This is a genomic window from Rhodanobacter sp. K2T2 (genome assembly GCF_013408815.1).
GTDB lineage: Bacteria > Pseudomonadota > Gammaproteobacteria > Xanthomonadales > Rhodanobacteraceae > Rhodanobacter.
The window spans coordinates 216696-236435 of sequence record NZ_JACCCA010000006.1; the positions used below are offsets into that span (position 1 = coordinate 216696).

General features: G+C 62.8%; 14 protein-coding genes. 7 read left to right on the forward strand and 7 right to left on the reverse strand.

The window, feature by feature from the left end:
- The first annotated feature begins 223 nt into the window (after window positions 1-223).
- The 4 genes from HDE78_RS11700 (at window position 224) to HDE78_RS11715 (ending at window position 4207) form a co-directional block, all read left to right on the forward strand.
- A complete protein-coding gene (locus HDE78_RS11700) occupies window positions 224-1648 on the forward strand; it encodes a M20 family metallopeptidase (protein WP_179479778.1) in 1425 nt (474 codons plus the stop codon).
- 16 nt (window positions 1649-1664) lie between these two features.
- Window positions 1665-2375 carry a YggS family pyridoxal phosphate-dependent enzyme gene (locus tag HDE78_RS11705; RefSeq protein WP_179479539.1) on the forward strand — a complete coding sequence of 237 codons (711 nt, stop codon included), beginning with the start codon at window positions 1665-1667 and terminating at the stop codon, window positions 2373-2375.
- A gap of 242 nt (window positions 2376-2617) precedes the next feature.
- A complete protein-coding gene (locus tag HDE78_RS11710; protein WP_179479542.1) occupies window positions 2618-3337 on the forward strand; it encodes a C40 family peptidase in 720 nt (239 codons plus the stop codon).
- Between the two features lie 204 nt (window positions 3338-3541).
- The gene (locus tag HDE78_RS11715; protein WP_179479544.1) at window positions 3542-4207 is read left to right on the forward strand and encodes a rhomboid family intramembrane serine protease; all 666 of its coding nucleotides are present in this window, start codon (window positions 3542-3544) and stop codon (window positions 4205-4207) included.
- Between the two features lie 2 nt (window positions 4208-4209).
- Here the strand turns inward: HDE78_RS11715 and rapA are convergent, their stop codons facing one another.
- The 6 genes from rapA to HDE78_RS11745 form a co-directional block, all read right to left on the reverse strand.
- Window positions 4210-7065, reverse strand: a complete 2856-nt coding sequence (gene rapA, locus HDE78_RS11720) for an RNA polymerase-associated protein RapA (RefSeq protein ID WP_179479546.1) — start codon at window positions 7063-7065, stop codon at window positions 4210-4212.
- A gap of 122 nt (window positions 7066-7187) precedes the next feature.
- Window positions 7188-7865, reverse strand: coding sequence for a Fe2+-dependent dioxygenase (locus HDE78_RS11725; RefSeq protein ID WP_179479548.1), 678 nt, complete (start codon window positions 7863-7865; stop codon window positions 7188-7190).
- Between the two features lie 112 nt (window positions 7866-7977).
- Window positions 7978-10323 (reverse strand): catecholate siderophore receptor Fiu, encoded by a 2346-nt coding sequence (locus HDE78_RS11730; protein WP_179479557.1) that lies wholly within the window; start codon window positions 10321-10323, stop codon window positions 7978-7980.
- Window positions 10324-10645: 322 nt separating this feature from the next.
- Window positions 10646-12787 carry a M13-type metalloendopeptidase gene (locus HDE78_RS11735; protein ID WP_179479558.1) on the reverse strand — a complete coding sequence of 714 codons (2142 nt, stop codon included), beginning with the start codon at window positions 12785-12787 and terminating at the stop codon, window positions 10646-10648.
- Between the two features lie 279 nt (window positions 12788-13066).
- The gene (locus tag HDE78_RS11740; RefSeq protein ID WP_179479559.1) at window positions 13067-14884 is read right to left on the reverse strand and encodes a M14 family metallopeptidase; all 1818 of its coding nucleotides are present in this window, start codon (window positions 14882-14884) and stop codon (window positions 13067-13069) included.
- Window positions 14881-15558, reverse strand: a complete 678-nt coding sequence (locus tag HDE78_RS11745) for a DUF502 domain-containing protein (protein WP_179479560.1) — start codon at window positions 15556-15558, stop codon at window positions 14881-14883. The genes HDE78_RS11740 and HDE78_RS11745 overlap by 4 nt, the downstream gene beginning before the upstream one ends.
- Before the next feature lie 195 nt (window positions 15559-15753).
- On the opposite strand from HDE78_RS11745, the gene HDE78_RS11750 reads away from it, so the two are divergent.
- The 3 genes from HDE78_RS11750 (at window position 15754) to HDE78_RS11760 (ending at window position 19196) form a co-directional block, all read left to right on the forward strand.
- Window positions 15754-16281 carry a sigma-70 family RNA polymerase sigma factor gene (locus tag HDE78_RS11750; RefSeq protein ID WP_179479561.1) on the forward strand — a complete coding sequence of 176 codons (528 nt, stop codon included), beginning with the start codon at window positions 15754-15756 and terminating at the stop codon, window positions 16279-16281.
- A gap of 2 nt (window positions 16282-16283) precedes the next feature.
- Window positions 16284-16934, forward strand: a complete 651-nt coding sequence (locus HDE78_RS11755; RefSeq protein WP_179479562.1) for a hypothetical protein — start codon at window positions 16284-16286, stop codon at window positions 16932-16934.
- Window positions 16935-17282: 348 nt separating this feature from the next.
- On the forward strand, window positions 17283-19196 hold the full coding sequence (locus HDE78_RS11760) for a methyl-accepting chemotaxis protein (RefSeq protein WP_179479563.1): 1914 nt from the start codon (window positions 17283-17285) through the stop codon (window positions 19194-19196).
- A 67-nt stretch (window positions 19197-19263) separates the two neighbouring features.
- Here the strand turns inward: HDE78_RS11760 and HDE78_RS11765 are convergent, their stop codons facing one another.
- Window positions 19264-19716 carry a DUF4442 domain-containing protein gene (locus tag HDE78_RS11765; RefSeq protein ID WP_179479564.1) on the reverse strand — a complete coding sequence of 151 codons (453 nt, stop codon included), beginning with the start codon at window positions 19714-19716 and terminating at the stop codon, window positions 19264-19266.
- Between the last annotated feature and the right edge of the window lie 24 nt (window positions 19717-19740).

Sequence of the window (19740 nt, forward strand, 5' to 3'; positions counted from 1 at the left end):
CCGTGAGATGGGATAGCGGCGTCCGCGCGCCGCCATAAAACTCTGGCATGCGGCAATCGGCCACGCAGTCGGCTCGGCCGCAGTGGCGGCGTGGGCAAGGCTCTCCAACGCGTGTGGGCAGTGCCTGATCGCCTGTCGGCGCCTGCAGCGGCGTCCCGGGTCGGCGCGGTAGAATGGTCCATCGTTTTTTTGCCGGAAGTTGACCATGGACATTGTCCGCAAGATGGATCCCGACCGCCTTTCCGATTTCATCAGCGGCCTGTGGGACGCCGAGATCGTGCCGCAGCTGGTCGATTACATCCGCATTCCCAACAAATCCCCTATGTTCGATGCCCAGTGGGCCGAGCACGGCTATATGGATGCAGCCGTCAAACTGATGGAAGACTGGGCGCGCTCCAAGCTGAGCCAGCTGCCCGGCGCCACGCTCGAGGTGGTCCGGCTCGAAGGCCGCACGCCACTGATCTATATCGAAGTACCCGGCGCCAGCGACGACACCGTCATGCTCTACGGCCATCTGGACAAACAGCCGGAAATGACCGGCTGGGCCGACGACCTCGGTCCATGGACGCCGGTGATCAAGGGCGACAGGCTCTACGGTCGCGGCGGTGCGGACGACGGCTACGCGATCTTCGGCTCGCTGGCGGCGCTGCTGGCGCTGCACGAACAGGGCGTGCCGCACGCGCGCTGCGTCATCATGATCGAGGCCTGCGAGGAATCCGGCAGCTACGACCTGCCGCACTATGTCGATCATCTGGCGCCGCGCATCGGCAGCCCGTCGCTGGTGGTCTGCCTCGATTCGGGCTGCGCCAACTACGACCAGCTGTGGCTGACCACCTCGCTGCGCGGCATGACCGGCGGCAACCTCACCGTGCAGGTGCTGGAAGAGGGCGTGCACTCGGGCGATGCGTCCGGCGTCGTACCCTCCAGCTTCCGCATTCTGCGCGAGCTGCTGTCGCGGCTGGAGGATCCGGTCACCGGCCAGATCAAGCCAAAGGAACTGCACGTCGACATTCCGCCGCAGCGCATCGAGCAGGCCAAGGTCTGCGCCGACGTGCTGGGCGCGGATATCTACGACAAATTTCCGTGGGTCGAAGGCATGCGACCGGTGACCTCCGATCTGGCCGAACTGGTGCTCAACCGCACCTGGCGTCCGCAGCTGGCCGTCACCGGTGTCGGCGGCATGCCGCCGCTGGACAGCGCCGGCAACGTGCTGCGGCCGCAGACGTCGGTCAAGCTCAGCCTGCGCGTGCCGCCAACGCTCAACGGCGCCAAGGCCGGCGAGTTCGTCAAGCAACTGCTGGAGGCCGATCCGCCGTACGGCGCCAAGGTCAGCTTCAAGCTGGAGAAGGACGGCAGCGGCTGGAACGCGCCGCAGCTGTCGCCGTGGCTGGAGCAGGCGGTAGCCGATGCCTCGCAGCATTACTTCGGTGCGCCGGCGGCGTACATGGGCGAGGGCGGCAGCATCCCGTTCATGGGCATGCTCGGCGAGAAATTTCCCAAGGCACAGTTCCTCATCACCGGCGTGCTGGGCCCGCATTCCAACGCGCACGGCCCGAACGAGTTTCTGCACATCCCGACCGGCAAGAAGGTGACGATGGTGGTGGCCGAGGTCGTCGCCCAGCACTTTCAGGCAGGCGATAAGGCGTGAGCTTTTCAGCGCACGCATGAGTACCGATACCGATTATCTGGCTGCCAACTGGGCGCAGGTGCGTGGCCGCGTCGCGCAGGCCTGTCTCGACGCGGGGCGCGACCCGGCCGAGGTCACCATTCTGCCGGTCAGCAAGACCTTCGGACCCGAGCCGATACGTGCGGCAGTGGCACTGGGTCTGCACCGCTTCGGCGAGAACAAGGCGCAGGAGGTGCGTGAAAAGTCTCCCGCGCTGGCCGACTGCGGCATCGATTGGGTGATGATCGGTCACCTGCAGACCAACAAGGCCAAGGATGTGGCCCGGCTGGCCAGCGAAGTACAGTCGTTGGACCGGCTTGAGCTGGCCGAGGCGCTGCATCGGCGTCTTCAGCACGAAGGCAGGGCCATCGATGTGCTGGTGCAGGTCAAGACGTCGCCCGAACCCAGCAAATACGGCCTGCCGCCCGATCAGCTGGGGGCGTTTCTCGATGCCTTGCACGATTTCGATACCTTGACCGTACGCGGTCTGATGACCCTGGCGGTGCAATCCGATCAGACCGACGAGGTGCGCGGCTGCTTCCGCACGCTGCGTCAGCTGCGCGATCAGGCCTTTAGTTGGGGCCACGACCTGCCGAGGCTGTCGATGGGCATGAGCGGCGATTTCGCGCAGGCCATCGCTGAGGGCGCCACCGAGGTGAGAATCGGCTCGGCCATCTTCGGCGCCCGGTCGCCGCACTCGGCCGTTTAACGTAATCAATCCGTAAATACTTTGACTCGATACCTTCGTCGAGGATCGTATTGCCGACCGAATGCTGATCAAAATCAGTGGCTTGGCGATATTTTTGCCGTTATTGCCCATTTCTGGAACGACAGAGTTTAGTTAACTTCAATCGAACATATTCAGGGTCGGTTCTTGTTAACTTCACTTATCGATCACGTCGCCGACCACGAAAGCGACGGATTTCTGCAATACAAAGGGGGATATCCCGCATGCCGACAAAACGACTGACCCTTGCTGCTGCGCTCGTTTCCGTACTTTTCGCGTCCGGTCCCGTACTAGCCAGCCCCAGCGTCACCAACGTTGCCCCGGCCACTGCATCTGTCGGTCCCCAGCTCCTCACTCAAGCGTCGGCGTTCAGCCCCGCCGCCATGCTCGCCCAGTCCGCTGCTCCTGCCTACGCCGAGATTGCCGGCGTCAAAGAAAAATCCACCGTCGCAAAGAACAGCGCCAAAAGCAGCAGTGCCGCGGACCAGGACGGCTCGGACGACCAGAACTCGGCAACCGCCAACCTCCAGAATATTTCCGACGTGCGCAAGGCGCTGATCGGTCTGGCGATGAATCTTCGTGACATCCGCTACGTTCGCGGCGGCCGTGACCCGTCCACCGGGTTCGACTGCAGCGGTTTCGTGCGTTACGTGTTCGCCCATGCCATCGGCATGCAGCTGCCGACCAATTCCGCCTCGCAGTTCCTGTCGGGCCTGAAAGTCGCGCGCGCCGACATGAAGCCGGGCGATCTGGTATTTTTCCGCACGCACGGCAAGCGCAACATTTCGCACGTCGGTATATACATCTCCAACGGTCAGTTCATCCACTCGCCGACTACCGGTCAGAGCGTGCAGGTTTCCAGCCTGGATGAGGCTTACTGGGCCAAGCACTTTGCCGGTGCCAAGCGTCCGGAAGCGATTGCGATGGTGGATCATCACGGTTGAGGCGTTGCCCTCATCCGGTCGCACCCAAGGCCGCCGCAAGGCGGCTTTTGCTTGAATATTCTGCGTCGATCCAGGCGGCATATGAATGAAGCGTCATCGTAATGGCATCGGCCTGAGTGGGCACCTTGCATTGGCCGATCGGGCTCACCACTACTGAGGCCAGCGCGCGGCGATCCGCCCGTGCCGCCACTTGGAATACCATCCATGCCCACTGATTTACCCGTCGCCACCCGCAACCTGCTGATCGCCAACGTAGTGGTGTTTGCGCTGCAGTATCTGTTGCACGACTCGAGCACGTTTGCGCTCACCCAGCACTTCGCCCTCTGGCCGTGGGGGTCGGACGTCAGCGGTGCGTTGGACGACGGTCAGGTGGTGACGGTCGGTTTCCAGCCGTGGCAGCTGGTGACGTACGCCTTCATGCATGGGAGTTTTACCCACATCCTGTTCAACATGATTGCGCTGTACATGTTCGGCGGCACGATCGAGCGAACGTTCGGCACGCGCAACTTCGTTATCTACTACTTCGTTTGTGCGATCGTCGCGGCGGTGGCGCAGCTTACTGTTGTGCAGTGGTTCACCCACGGTTTCTATCCCACGATCGGCGCCTCCGGGGCGATTTTCGGGCTGCTGCTGGCGTTCGGCATGCTGTATCCGCACGAAAAAATGATGCTGATGTTTTTCCCCGTGCCGATGCCGGCGTGGTTGTTCGTCACCGGCTATGCGGTGATCGAGCTATTTCTCGGCGTGACCGGTACGCAGGCCGGTGTGGCCCATTTTGCGCACCTGGGCGGCATGGTCGGCGGCTACGCGATGATCCAGTACTGGCGGGGCAAGCTGCCGATCAAGCCGAAGCGGCTTTTGCTGCGCTGAGATCAGCGCAGCACGAGAAAGTCGGCGCTGACCACGAAGCGCACCGCATCCAACCGCAACCGCGACTGCGGCAGTGCCGCCAGCAGAGCCGTGCGTTCGTCGGCGACGGCGGTGATCTCGGTTTCGCTGATCGAGGGGTTTACCGCGTGCAGGGCGACCAGACGCGATAGCTCCGCGTCCAGCGTGCTCGTCGCCAGCGCCAGCGCATCGTCGATGCTGGTTTGTCCGTAGGCCTCGGCCAGCTTTTCCGCGCGCCCCAGCATCGGCGGCACCAGCTTGTTGAGAAACTTGCGATAGCGGACCACTTCGATCGTGCGCTGCGCGGCGCGGCGCAGGGCCGTTTCGCTGGGCTGGAAATCGACCCGCTCGGCCAGCTTGGTGTCCACGGTGACCACGATCGGCAGCGTCGGCAAAAAGCGCTCCGCGTCGAGCTTGCGATCGGCCACGCACTCGAGCACGTAGACGGCCTGCAGCAGGGCGGAGCGCGCCGGCAATTCGTCGTCGACCATAAAGGCCGCGTTGCCCTGTTCGCCGGATAGCGCCAGATCCATCGCGCCGGCGATCAGCGGGTGATCGAGGCGCAGCAGCGGCAAGTCCTCGCGCGCCAGCGCCACCTCGCGTGAAAAGGTGACCGACTGCGGGCCTTCGGCGAAGCCGGGCAGGGCGTCGGTGGAGAGGTATTGCGGATCGAGCAGCAGTACCTGGCTGCTCAGCTCCTCGGCGTGGATGCCGAAGGCCTCCAGCAGGCGCTGGATAAAGCCGTCGCGGCCCGGGTCGCGGTCCTCGCGTGCGAACGCCTGCTGCAGTTCGTCGGCGTGCAGGTCGCGGCTGGCGGCCAGCTCCAGCAGATGGTCGCGGCCGGCGCTGATCAATTCGGCCATCTGCTCATGGCTGCTGCGCGTTTCGGCCAGGAGCACGTCGAGCTCCTGGTCGCGGTTGTCGTCGCCGCGGGCGTGCTCGTCGGCCAGCTTGGCCAGCGGTTCGCCGTAGCGGCGCAGCAGCTCGCGACCGTCGGCGGGGCTGACCCGGAACGCGTCCACGCCCACGTCGTACCAGCGCGCCAGCACGTGCTGGGCGCTGTCGGCAACAACCAGAATATGGATCTGGATGTCGTGCTGCTGGCCGATGCGGTCGAGTCGGCCGATGCGCTGTTCGAGCAGGTCGGGGTCGAGCGGCAGATCCCACAGGATCAAATGATGGGCGAACTGGAAATTGCGGCCTTCCGAGCCGATCTCCGAACACAGCAGCAGCCGTGCGCCGTCGGGCTGGGCGAAATACGCTGCATTGCGGTCGCGCTGGATGATGCCCAGGCCTTCGTGGAAACGGGCCACGCCGACGCCGCTGCGCGTGCGCAGCGCCTCTTCGAGCGCCAGCACCTTGGCCTGGCTGCGGCAGATCAGCAGAAACTTGTCCTGCGGAAATTTTTCCAGCAGCGAGATCAACGCATCGATACGCGGATCATTGGCGTAATTCACCTCCATCAACACCGGCGGCTGCTGGATATCCGCATGGAACTCGGCCAGCAGCGCCTGGCGCGTGCTGTCCTCGACCGTGTCGGCATCCAGCACATGCCACTCGGGCACGCGATTGGGGAAGCCGCCGATGCCCGCGCGGCGATTGCGGAACATCGCGCGGCCGGTGCCGTGGCGGTCGATCAGCGCCGCCAGCAGCTCGCGCGCATGGGCGGGCTTGGTAGCGTCGTCCAGATAGGCGGTCAGCGTCTCGTCGCCATCAAAAGCATTTGCCAGCGTGCGGCGCTGTGCATCGTCCAGCGCCACACCGTCGAGCAGTCGATCGGCGATGGCCGACAGCGCCTGATAGTCGTCGGCCTCCGCCAGATAGCCGTCCAGATCGTGATACCGCTGCGGATCGAGCAGGCGCAGTCGGGCAAAGTGGCCGCTGCGGCCAAGCTGCTCGGGTGTCGCGGTGAGCAAGATCACGCCGGGAATCGCAGCGGCGAGTTTCTCGACCATCGCATAGCGCGGGCTGGTCGCCTCCGGCGACCACGCTAGATGATGCGCCTCGTCCACCACCAGCAGATCCCACGGCGCGGCCAGCAGCTGCGCGGCGTATTTCGGCGAGTTTTCCAGAAAGCCGAAGTCGGCGATGACCAGTTGTTCGTCTTCGAACGGATTGCCGGCATCTTCGGCGTCGTCCTCGCCGGACGACTGCAGCGCCTCGCAGCGCTCCTCGTCGTAGATCGCAAAGCTGAGATTGAAGCGGCGCAGCAGCTCGACGAACCACTGGTAGACCAGCGTATCGGGCAACAGCAGCAGCACGCGCGAGGCGCGGCCGGTGGCGAGCTGGCGCGCGATGATCATGCCCGCTTCGATCGTTTTGCCCAGGCCCACCTCGTCGGCCAGCAGCACGCGCGGCGGTCGGCGCGCGGAAGCGATGCCCGCCACGCGCAGCTGATGCGGCACCAGCCCAATGCGCGCGGCGCCGAGCCCCCACGCGGGCGAGCGGCGCGCTTCGGCGCGACGGCGCAGGCCTTCCAGCCGCAGCTCGAACTGTGCGACCGAATCGGTGCGTCCGCCGATCAGGCGGTCGTCGGCCTGGCTCACGCTCTGTTCGTCGTCGAGCTGGCCTTCTTCCAGCTCGCGACCTTCGCCGCGGTAGATCAGCAACTCGTCGCGAATCTCGACGCGTTCCACCAGAAACGCGATGCCCTTGCCGGAGACGCGTTGGCCCGCGCGAAATTCAGCGCGCAGCAGCGGCGCCGAGTCGATCGCATAAGGCCGGAGAATGCCGGCTTTGGCAAACAGCACCTGCACGCCGCGTCCTTCGACGCGAAGAACGGTGCCGAGACCCAACTCAGGTTCGGCGGAAGAGATCCAGCGTTGACCAGGAACAAACATTGAACTGCCGTATTGCATCGTGGGCCGGGAATTATCCGCCCACGCGCGCTCGCTGGGAACCGTCGATGTCGTATGGACCGCTTTGTGTGTGCTGTCGATGCCGGTAATGGCGAGCGCTGAGCTCAGGTCTCGGCCCATTGCCGTAGAAGATTGTGATAAACGCCGGTGAGCGTGAGCAGCACGCTGGCATCGGCGCCGGAGCGGGTGAGCGTTTGTACCGAGGTATCCAGTTCGAACAGCATGCGCCGCCGTGCGTCGTCGCGGATCATGCTTTGTACCCAGAAAAACGCAGCAAGCCGGGTGCCGCGGGTTACCGGCTGCACGCGGTGCAGGCTGCTCGAGGGATAGACGATGAGATCGCCGGCCGGCAGTTTGACGTCGTGCTCGCCGTAAGTGTCGCTGACGATCAGCTCGCCGCCGTCGTAATCGTCGGGTTCGCTGAGAAAAAGCGTACAGGAGATATCGCTGCGCAGATGGCCGCCGGCGGGCAGTTCCATCATCGCGCCATCGACGTGGAAACCGTACTGGCCGCCGCCCTCGTAGCGATTGAAGCGCGGCTGCAGGGTGCGCAGCGGTAAGGTGGCGGCGTGATACAGCGGCTGATGGGCGAGCGCCGACAGAACGATCTCGCCCAGCTCGGCGCGCAGCGGCGATGCATTCGGCAGCTGCTGATTCTGCTTCACTTGCGCGCCTTGGTGGCCGACGGTTTCGCGACCGTCGGTCCAGTCCGCACCGTTCAGCGCCTCGCGCATCTGCGTGACCTGAGCGCGGCTTAGAACAGCGGGAATGTGCAGCAGCATAAAGAACTCCGGCGCGTGCCTATCGTTTTCGGCCCGCCAAGCGATGCGCCAGCGGGCCGAGACGGCTTTTCAACACTTGTCGATCAAGAGGCCCGGCTGCCGCACGTCCCGATCAGAACTGCAGGTTGGCCGTGATCATGGCCGAGCGCGGGGTTCCCGGAATGTAACGATAGCCGCTCTTGTTGATCGAGGCGACGTAGCTCTTGTCGAACAGGTTGTAGACGTTGAGCTGCAGGCTGAGATGCTTGTTCACCGGGTAGCTCGCCATGGCGTCGAACACCCAGTAGGCGTCGGTGTAAGCCGGCGTACCGATGGCGCTGTCCGTGCCGCGCTTGAGCTCTCCCGAGTAACGCGCGCCGCCGCCGATGGTGAGGTCGAACGGCAGGTGGTAGGTGGTCCACGCCGTGAAGGCTTTCTTCGGCGTGTAGGCCAGATCGCTGGAGCCGTCGGCGGATACATTGGGTCCGCTGTCGACCGTGGCGTTCATCGTGGTGAAGCCGGTGCTGACCGCCCAGTTCTCGGTGATCTTGCCCACCGCGGTGAGTTCGATGCCCTGCACACGCTTTTTGCCGATCTGGTAATACTGCAGATCGACCGGATCCTGCACCACGTCGTTGCTCACCGTAGTGCGATAGAGCGCTGCCGTCACAAAGAGCTTCTGGTCGAGCAGATCCCACTTGGTGCCGAACTCGATGGTGCGCGCTTTTTCCGGATCGAAGATCGGATTGTCGGCGCTGTTGGCGGATGAACTCAGCGACAGACTGCTGCCGCCCGGTGGTTCCTCGGAAACGGCAAAGTTGGCGTAGATGCTGCCGTTGGCCGCCGGTTTGTACAGTACGCCGAGTTTGTAGTTCGGCAGGTTGCCCGATTTGCTGGCGTTGACGCCCGGCAGCACGGTGCCGGCGGGCGAGGTTCCGCAGGCAGGTCCATTTTTCGCACCGCACACCACGGCGCTGCTGAAGTCGGTGGAATAGTGGTCCAGCCGCACGCCGGCGTTCACCTGCCACTCTTCGCCGAACTTCAGCGTGTCGAAAACGTAGGCTGCTTCCGTATCGGTCTTGCCATTGGAGTGCGCCCCGGTATTGCCGTAGATCAGGCCCTGCACGTCCGCATACGGGTCGTACAGATTCGCTGCGGGCCACTTGCTGCCGTTGAGCACGCCCAGGCCGCCGGTGGCGAGTTTTTCCTGGGTCAGCTCGATGCCGGCGCTGAGGTTGTGAACAATGCCGCCGGTTTCGAAATTCGCCGTGACGTTGGCCTGGTCGGTGAGGATCTTGTTGACCTGCTGTTTGAACGTCGGGTTGCTGCGCGCGATCGTCCAGGTCGACGGATTGTTGATATTCGGCGTCAGCAGGTTGGCCGCGCTGCCGAGAAACGAGGTGAGCAGATAGTCTTCGCTGGTGCGGCCCCAGCGCAGCGTGTTGTGCAATGTCACGTCGGGCGAAAAATCGTGCTCGATTTTCGCGGTAAACATGTCGGCCTTGACGTGATCGAAGTCGTTGTCGGTGCCGTAGAAATTGCTCGAATCGACCATTGCCGCATGGGTCAGCTGCGGGCGGGTCGGATCCGGGCTGCTGTAGCCGGGCAGGCCGATGGTCGGTACGCCGCCGTCGGGCACGTTGTTCTGCTTGATATGCAGGTAATCCAGATACACCCGCGTCGGCGTGCCGAGGCCGAAGGCCAGCGTCGGCGCTATGCCCCAGCGATTGTTTTCGACCTTGTCGCGACCGGGAACGCCCGCGTCCTGGCCCATGACGTTGAGGCGGAAGGCCGAGGTGTCGCTCAGCGTCTGATTCCAGTCGGCGGTCGTACGGCGTCGGTTGCCGCCACCGCCGTACGAGACACCGGCGGAAACGGCGTTGCCGATCATCGGCTGCTTGCTTACCAGATCGATCGCGCCGGTCGGCGCGGTGCGGCCGTTGTCGGTGCCGGCTGGACCCTTGAACACCTCGATTTGCTCGATATTGAACGTGTCGCGCGAGATCGAACCGAGATCGCGCACGCCGTCGACGAAGATGCTGTTGGAGGTGTCGAACCCGCGCATGTAGATGGCATCGCCGGTCGAGGTGGTGCCGTTTTCGCCAGCGTAGAACGTGCCGACGCCCGGGCTGTTTTTCAGCGCCTCGGTCAGCGTGGTAGCGCCCTGCTGCTGGATCAGGTCCTTGCCGATGATGCTGACGGTCTGGGTGGTGTCGAGCAACGGCTGGGTAAATTTCGGAGAGGCCACCTTGTCGACACGATAATCGCTGACGCCGTTGGCGGTGACCTTGACGCCCTGGAGGTTCTTCGCGTTGGTGGCTTGTGCGTCGGTCGAAACATCCGTGGCGGCGGCCGGCAGTGCCAGTACGAAACCGGTCAGCAGAGCGGCAGCGGTGACCATGCCGCAGGACGGTCTGGACGGGTTTGAGGCGTCATCGCTCGCGACGATCGGGTGCTTGCGGCTCTTGATGAAGGCCATAGAAATTCCGTTTGTTGAAGCGTTGCGTGTCGAAAAAAACCTGACGCGTCTTGCGAATGCAGAGAGTGCGCAGTAGCCGGATACAGGGCGTCGGCCAACGGAAATCGTCACGGCAAGGCCTGGCGCGACGTGTTCGCTGACGCAAGTATTTGCATACGATATTTTTAATGAGAATGATTTGCAATACTTATCGCATTTGTGGGCTGGGTAAATCGCTAGCATTTGAGGGTCGAGCGCCTCCATACAAACAAAAGCCCCGCAAGGGTATGCGGGGCTTTTGTTTGTCAGTACCGCTGGAACCGGCGGTACTCGAGGGCTGGTGTTACCAGATTTTCACCTGCGTATCGGCCGGACGCACCATCGCGTCGCCCGCCTTGCACTCGAACGCGGCGGCGAATGCAGGCATGTTCGACGGCGCACCGATCGCACGCAGACCCATCGGGGCATGCGGGTCGGTATTGATGCGCAGGATTGAGGTCTTCTCGCGCATGCTGCCGCGCCACACGCGCGCCCAGTTGAGGAAGAAGCGCTGATCTTCGGTGTAGCCGTCGATCTTCTGGTTCGCTTCGGTCGGGTTGGCCTTCAGCGCGGTCTGCAGCGCGTCATAGGCGACGTTGAGGCCGCCCAGGTCGGCGATGTTTTCGCCCAGGGTCAGCTTGCCGTTGACGTGCAGGTCCGGCTTGTCCTTCAGCGGTGCGTACTCGTCAAACTGCTTGACCAGCTTGTCGGTGCGCGCGTCGAACTTGGCCTTGTCGTCCTTGCTCCACCAGTCCTTCTGATTGCCGTCGCCATCGAACTGGCTGCCTTGATCGTCGAAACCGTGGCTGGATTCGTGACCGATCACGGCACCGATGCCGCCGTAGTTGATCGCGTCGTCGGCCTTGGCGTCGAAGAAGGGCGGCTGCAGGATTGCGGCCGGGAAGTTGATCGTGTTGTCGCTCGGGTTGTAGTACGCGTTGACCGTCTGCGGAGTCATGCCCCATTCCTTGCGGTCGGTCGGCTTGCCGATCTTGGCGATGTCGTAGTCGTAGTTGAACTTGCCGGCGGCCAGAATATTGGCGTAGTAGTTGTCCGGCTTGATTTCGAGGCCGGACCAGTCGCGCCATTTGTCGGGGTAGCCGATCTTAGGCAGGAACTTGTTCCACTTGTCGATCGCCTTGGCCTTGGTGTCGGCGCTCATCCAGTCGAGGTTCTCGATGCGCGCTTTCAGCGCGTTGCGGATGTTGGTCACCAGCTCTTCGGCGCGCTGCTTGGCTTCGGGAGTGAACTCCTTGGCGACATACAGCTGACCCAGCGCTTCGCCCATGCTGGCGTTGACGGCGCCTAGCACGCGCTTCCACTGCGGCTTCTGCTGCGGCTGGCCGGCCAGGGTGGTGCCATAGAAGGCGAACTTGTTGTCCTGGAAATTCTTGCTCAGATATGGCGACGCATCATCAATCGCGTGGAAGCGCAGGTAAGCCTGCCACTGCTCGACCGGCGTGCTGGCCAGCATCTTGTCGAACTGGGCGAAGAACTTCGGCTGCGACAGCGAGAAGCCCTTGTCGATCTTCAGGCCCTGGGCGTCGAAGAACTTCTCCCAGCTGAAATGCGGTGTGACCTTGTCGGCTTCCTTCACTGTGACGAAGTGGTACTCGTTCTTGATGTCGCGCTCTTCGACCGGCGACAGCGAGGCGGCGGCCAGCGCGGTCTCGAACTTCAGCACCTCGTCGGCCTGCTTCTTGGCATCGTCTTCGGACACGCCGGTCAGCTCCAGGGACTTGGCGATATAGGCCACGTAGGCGTCGCGGATATCCTTGTATTCCGGCTTGGTGTAGTAGTCCTTGGTCGGCAGACCCAGGCCGGCCTCGTTAGCGAAACCGATCTGCGTATCGGCATGCTTGAAGTCGCCGCTGGCGCCGAACTGGAACACCTGCATATCGCCGTCGGCGTAGCTCTTGGTGATGAAATTCGCCACGTCGGTGCCGTTCTTCAGGCCGGCGATCGCGTCGAGCTTGGGCTTGATCGGGTCGAAGCCGTTCTTTTCGATGGTCGCCTCGTCCATGCCCGAGTGATAGAGCCAGCCGATCTTCTGCTCGATCGAACCGGCCTTGGCGCTGTCGGCGTTCTTGGCTGCGTCGTCGACGATGTCGTGCTGGGTTTTGAGGCTCTTCTCAGCGAGGATATTGAACGCGCCCCAGCTGCTCTGATCGGCCGGAATCGGGTTGGCGGCGATCCACTTGGCGTTGACGAAGCCGTTGAAGTCCGCGCAGGCCTTGAGGCTCGGATCGATTTCGCTGACGTCGAAACTGCTGGTCGCAGCCGTCGTCGCTGCCGCCGCTGGTGCGGTGCTGGCGCTCGGCGCCGGTGCGGTGGCTGCCGGGGCAGGGGCCGGCGCGGCAGCTTGCTCGTCGCTCTTGCCGCAGGCGGTCAGTGACAGGGCCAGGCTCACGGCCAGTGCCAGGGGCTTCAAATACTGCTTCGTCATGGATTTCCCTCTGTAGATGGATGTCGCCCGTCCGGGCGAATAGCGTGGTAATGCCTTGGCGGCGGGTTGCCGGATGCCCCGCAAAACGCAGCCGCACCTGGCGACGCTAGGTCATACGTCATGGGTGAGACAGTGTCAAAGGTCAGGGGTGGCTGTACCCACCCCTGAAACGGCAAGACGTACAGGATTCGGGCGTGCGCGACGGAGGGTGCCTTGAGACCATGAACAGGCTCTGAGAACTCAACCGTCGACAGGCGTTTTTCCTCAGCGAGCGGCGCATCAATGCGCAGAAGCCTCCAGTGCCGCTGCCTGCTCTGTATCGAGCCGGAGTACCGGGTACGCACCGATATGCTGCACGGTGTACCAGGGCGAACGCTCGTAGAAAAACGCCAGACGGGCGTTGGTATCTGCGGCGAAGGCAGGATCGCTCTGCAGCTTCTTATCGAACGCCGTTTTCAGGGCGGGATCCTTGGCCATCATGTCGCGTGCCAGCTTTTCCAGCACGCGCGGCTCGCCGTATTCCTTCTGCTCGAATATCGCGTTGAGAAAACCCCACCGCAGCAGCGAATCGGGCGCCTGCGGTTCGAGTAGATTGATCGCAACATTGGCGGCGCGCTGATCCATCGGCACGATCACCGAGCCGGCCGGCAATCCGACGTCGCGTGCGACGGCGTGAAGCGTGAAATCGCGCAGCATCAGATGGCCTTCGAACGGTTGATTCGCCCACTTCGGCTGATCGAGCTGATAGCCCTCGGCGTGGATCGTCACCGCATGATCGAGCCGCCGATAGCGAATGCCGTGGGCATCGAGCTTGTCGATGATCGCGGTCCACTGTGCAGGTATCGCATAGGCGGCCGGCGGCGTGATGGATAGATCGGGCAGCAGTCCGTTCCAGTTCTCGATGGCGTAGGTTTTCGGCTTGCTCGGGTCGTACTGGATCCAGTCGCTGTTGGAGATATCGCTGTGCGTGAGGGTGAACGCGTAGCCTTTCAGCGTGAATGGCGTGGACTGCGGGTCGGCCTTGAAGGTCAGCGGCACGCTGGCCTGCGCATCGTGCGCACGCGCGATGACGTTGGCATCGGCGTTGGCCGTGGCAGCGATCAGCGCCTGCGGGTGCCCGTTGACCTGTTCCAACATCAGTTCGACCAGATCGACGGTGGCCTGCACGCGCGTCTGGTAACTCTTCAGCATGTGCGTTTCGATCAGCAGGGCAGGGCGGTTTTGCAGTGCCGCGTAGCCGGTGGAAAAGCGCGGGCCGGAGCCGAAATTCTCGATGCCCTTGCGCGGATCGCGGCCATCTTTGAATTCCAGATAGATCGACGCGAGATGGCCACGCTTTTCGTACGCCGGTATCGCGTGATCGACAATGGCATCGTGCTGCCAGGCGCTGACGGCCGGATCGAGCTTGTGCGGATCTTCGGTATACCAAGTCAGGTCGTACTGGTAATCGGCACCATCGGTGGTGTGTACGTCGATCAGGAAATCCGGCAGCCAGGTCTGCCACAGCTTCAGCCATGCCAGCATTTCCGGCGCGTCGGCCTTGATGTAATCGCGGTTGAGATTGAGGTACTGCGACTGTGCACGAAAGCCCATGCTGGCTGGGCCGTTCTGGTTGATACGGTTGTACGGCGTCGAGTTTTCGTGGCCGTCGACGCTGAACACCGGAATGTAGACCAGCACCAGGCGATCGAGCAGATGCGGGTATTTATGCGTGATGGCGATATCGCGCAGCAGTATCAGGCCCGCATCCTTGCCTTCGATCTCGCCGGGATGTATGCCCGCCTGCACCAGCACCACCGGCTTGCCGGCCTTGCGCGCCGTCGCGGGATCGAAACTGCCGTCGCCGCTGGCGATCACCGCCACCATCGGCCGGCCTTCGGGCGTGGTGCCGAAGGTTTGTAGATGAATCATGCCAGGCGCTGCCTGCTGCAGCCGCCGCAGGTAGGCGAGCGTATCCGCGTAGCTGGGCGTGGTGCGGAACTGGGAGGCTTCGGCGGGCGTGATCCAGTCGTTGGCGCTGGAAGCGTTCGCCTGTGCGGTCAGGCCAATGCCCGCCAGCAGAATGGAGAGTATCAGCGGGCGTGCGCGTCGCCTCATGGGCGATCTCCGTCAAGGCGATCGGCGAGCGCTGTCGGCGAAGCGGGCAGCGTGTCGGGCGCCACCGCGCCGCCGGAAATGATGAACGCCATCGCCTGATCCATCGTCCAGTCGGTCGGCGTCAGCTCGTCCAACGGCACCACCACCAGATAGCCACCGGTCGGGTTGGGCGTGGTCGGGATGAAGACCGAGGCCATTTCGCGGCGGCCGCCGTCCTCGTGCATGACCCGGGTGACGAACCCCACGACCTTCATGCCGCGCCGGGGAAATTCCACCAGTACCACGCGCTGCACGCCGGAGGGCTTGTTCTGCAGCACCGCCATCAATTTTTTAGTGCCGCCATAAATGGTCTGCACTACTGGAATGCGCGCCAGCAGGCCGTCGAAGGCGTTGATGAAGCGCTGGCCGATCACCCGGTTGGCGACAAAACCCAGCAGATAAAGCGCGGCCAGGGTGATCAGCAGTGCAATGATGAAAACCAGCCAATCCGCATTCAGCGCCGCGGCGGCATTGGGCGCGACCAGTGCCAGCGCGCCGAGCAGGGCGGTAACCATCGGTGCACCGATGCCGGCCAGCAGACTCAGTACGAATTTGAATACCAGCCAGGTCACCCAGAGCGGAATAAAGGTCAGCAGACCGGTGATCAGGTAGCGTTTGACGCGCAGAGGGGGCATCGAAGGATTCTGTTGGGCGGGGACGCCATCATTGTAGGCGAGCTGCGCGCGCGGTAACCGCTGTTGGTTCGCTGTGCGATCAATCGCTCGAACTGTGCGGCAAGCCTGTGCCCGGTCGATAGGCCTGTCGTGTGCTGTGATTTTTTCTGCGCGCGTGCGAATCATGGATGGAACCTTGGGGAAACCACTGCGTCTATGACCGCCAGACAGCATCAGCAACGCTTCGAACATCTGCTGCAGCAACATCGTGGCATCGTGTTCAAGGTGGCGGCCCTTTACAGCCGCAGCGTGGTCGATCGCGACGACCTGATGCAGGAAATCAGCGCGCAGCTGTGGCGCTCGTTCGGCAGCTACGACGAGGCGCGGGCGAAATTTTCCACCTGGACGTATCGGATCGCGCTCAACGTGGCGATTTCGCAGGCGCGGCGCGCGCGCTGGTCCGACGGCGAGCGTTTCGAACCGCTGGAGGCGCGCCATCTGGAAACGGTCGGCGGTGGCGAAACCATCGCGGAACCCGACGAGCGGCTGACCGCGTTGTATGCCTTTATCGGCCAGCTCGATGAGCTCAATCGCGCGCTGATTCTGCTGTATCTCGAAGATCGCAGTTACACCGAAATGGCGGACGTACTCGGCATCAGCGAAACCAATGTGGCGACCAAGATCAGTCGCATCAAACAAAAGCTGCGCGCGCAGATGACCGGCGTAGCAGTCACTGGAGCATGACCATGGAACTCGATGAGATGAAGCAGGCCTGGCAGAACCTCGACCGACGGATCGAGCAGCACTATGCGTTGCATGTGCAGACATTCCGTGATTCACGGGCGGACAAGGCACGTCGCGGATTGCGACCGCTGGTGTGGGGTCAGGGTTTGCAAATGGCGATCGGCGTCGTCGGGTTGCTGTTGTTCGTTCCCATGTGGGTCGCGCATCGCGATCAATCGGCCGTAGCGATTGCCGGGCTTCTATTGCACGCCTATTTTCTGGGCATGATCATCGTCGGGGCGATGGTGCAGGCGCAGATTGCGCGCATCGACTTCGGCGCGCCCGTCATCACCATTCAGAGGCAGCTGCTGACGCTGCGAAAAATCTATGTGGTTGGCGGCGCCTGCGTAGTTGGCCTTCCGTGGTGGTTTTTGACGGCGCCTCTGCTGGTGGTGGCGTCGCACGGCGCGATCCTGCAGACCGCACCGCAGGTGATCTGGATCCAGTTGGCCGTCGGCGCGCTCGGATTGCTCGGCACAGGATGGTTTTACCGTTGGGCGCACCGTCCGCAGCGCACCGCGCTGGGTTTGCGCCTGGACAACAGCGCCACCGGCGCCGGCATTCGCAGAGCGCAGGCTGCGGCAGAAGACATTGCGCGCTTCGAGCGCGAGTGAGTGCGCCCCGCAAGATCAAGATAATGACGTAACGGTTTGGCGGTTGACTCAACGCGCCTTGGGCTTCAGCCGCACATAAACCTGCCTGCGCACCCAGGCGATCGCTTCGCCCGACGCCGTGACCGCCTCGGTGTCGAGCCGAATAGGTTGCCGTCAAACGGAGTGCGACGTGGAAATCAACCTTCTTTTGCCGACAGGTAAACAGCGGCGGTCGCCAAGCCCCCAGGCCATGCCCACGTCGCAGTCCAGCATGGTGCTTCGTGGTTGTCCGAGTTAAGGAAATCCCATTCGTGCCGATATCGCTTTTGCCGAGCCCTATACCTGGCTTTCTTTAGAAGAGCGATAGACATGCATTTCGCAAAATCGATAAAAGCTCGCTACTCGCTTTTCGTTACGGCCTTTTTTGTTGTGATGGTGGTGATGACCGTAGCGGTCATACAGATTTATGTGACGCCGGAACTACGCAAGGAAGAAGCTCAGGTAGTGGCCGGCCATGTCGAAACCATCAGCAACACGATCAAGGGCAAAATGACCCAGATCGAGGCGCAGTCGCGCGCCATCACCGAGGCCGTCCCGCTGATGGACAGCGGCAGCATCGATCATCTGCTGCCCGGTTTGCTCAATCAATACGGCGACACGAACGTGTTCGGCGGCGGCATATGGCCGCTGCCCTACCAGCGCGATCCGAAACTGGAGCGGGACAGCACGTTCTACGCACGCGGCACGGACCAGGCGCTGGCGATCAATACCCACTGGAATACGCCGGCAGCGCTCAAATACTACGAGCAGCCCTGGTACCTTGCCGGCCTGCATGCGCCCAGAGGTCACTGCCCCTGGGCCAAGGCCTACAAGGACGATGCCAGCGACCAGCCGCGGACCAACTGCGCGATGGTCATCTACAAGGATGACAAGATCTACGGTGTTTCCACCATCGATCTGACCCTCGGCTTTTTCAATACCCTGGTTGCCGATATGGAGAAGCGCATCCATGGCCAGGTGCTGATCGTCGAGGCGGACGGCAAAATCGTCAGCAACAGCAGTCTGGTCAAGGATCCCATCGTGCTGAAGAATGTGGCCGACGTGGCAGGACAGGCGCCGATGTTCGCGGCCATCCAGTCCGTGCTACCCCGGCTCGCGCAGAACCAGCCGCTGGAGCAGGCCTATCAGGTCGATGGTCAAAACTATACGCTGACGATGCGTCCGATCGAGGGCAGTCCATGGTGGCTGGTGACTGGCATGGACGACCGGCTGCTGACCGTCAACAGCGACCGGATCCTGTACAAACTTGGCCTGGTACAACTGCCGATGGCCGCGCTGCTGCTGGCGCTGCTGGTGTTCGGAATCAATCTGTTGACACGCCGCTTTAGCTTGCTCAAGGCAAATATCGACGAGCTGTCCAGTGGCGACGCCGACCTTACCCGACGCCTGCCGTTGGGGCAGGGCAGCGAATTCAACGCCGTGGTCGAAAGCTTCAATCATTTTATCGCGCGCCTGCAGGCCATGCTGCTGCAAGTGCAAAGTGGCGCGTTGGCGATCGCTGCGACCACGCGGCAGCTAGCCGATGGCAATCTGGAGCTTTCGGCGCGGACCGAGACGCAGGCCAGTTCGCTCGAAGAGACGGCTGCCTCCATGGAGGAACTGGCGGCCACGGTCAAGCACAATGCGGAAAACGCCAGCCAGGCCAACATCATGGCCGGCGAGGTATCGAAGATGTCGGTCAGCAGCGCCGAGAGCGGCGCGAGGATGCTGGAGACCATGACCGCCATCAACGAATCGTCGCGAAAGGTTGCCGATATCACGGGCGTGATCGACGGCATCGCCTTCCAGACCAATCTGCTGGCGCTCAACGCCGCGGTCGAGGCGGCAAGGGCTGGCGAGCAGGGCAGGGGCTTCGCCGTCGTGGCGGAGGAAGTTCGGCGACTGGCGCAAAGTTCGGCGTTGGCGGCCAAGGACATCAAGCGGCTGACCACCGAGTCGGTCGAAAACGTGGACGTCGGCACCCGGCTGGTCAACGAGACGCGTACCGCCAATGACGCCCTTCATGGCGGCGTCAGCGGCATGGCGACGCTCATATCCGAGATCATGCAGGCCAGTCGCGAGCAGAGCCAGGGAATCGATCAGATCAACAGCGCAGTGACCCAGATCGACAACACGACGCAGCAAAATGCCGCCCTGGTCGAGGAGGCCGCCGCGGCAGCCAAGCTGATGAACGAACAGGCGGCGCAGCTGCGGGAGGTGATTTCCGGCTTTAAATTGGCCTGAGTGGCGCCAGCCCTCTGAACAGGAGGGGGCTGACGACCTGCGCTGTCGTGCGGCGCAGTGAGGCGATTCAGCGCGCCTTGGGTTTTAACCGAACATAGATCTGCTTGCGTACGACGGCAACGACTTCGCCGGCAGCGGTTTTGATCTGGGTTTCGAACCAGTGCAGCACTTTGTCACCGCCAGCGGCACGGGTGCGCAACTGGTCGACTATGGTCGGCTCGAGCTTGAAGTGCGCGTAGACGTCCTCGCGACCGGGTGCCACAAAGTCGATGGCGCCAGCCTTGTCCCAGACGATGTAATCGTTGCCCAGCTGATGCATCACCAGCAGCATCCAGAACGGGTCGGTCATGGCAAACAGGTTGCCGCCGAACTGAGTGCGCACGTAGTTGCGGTTCCACGGGCGCAGGCGCAGCACGACCTTCGCTTCGGTGTAATCGTCGCTGATGCCCAGCACTCGGATGCTGTTGAACAGAAACGGCGGCCAGAGGTTCATGGCGCGGCGGAAGGTGGACGATTTCATCAGGCTGTTTCCGTATGCCTTCGT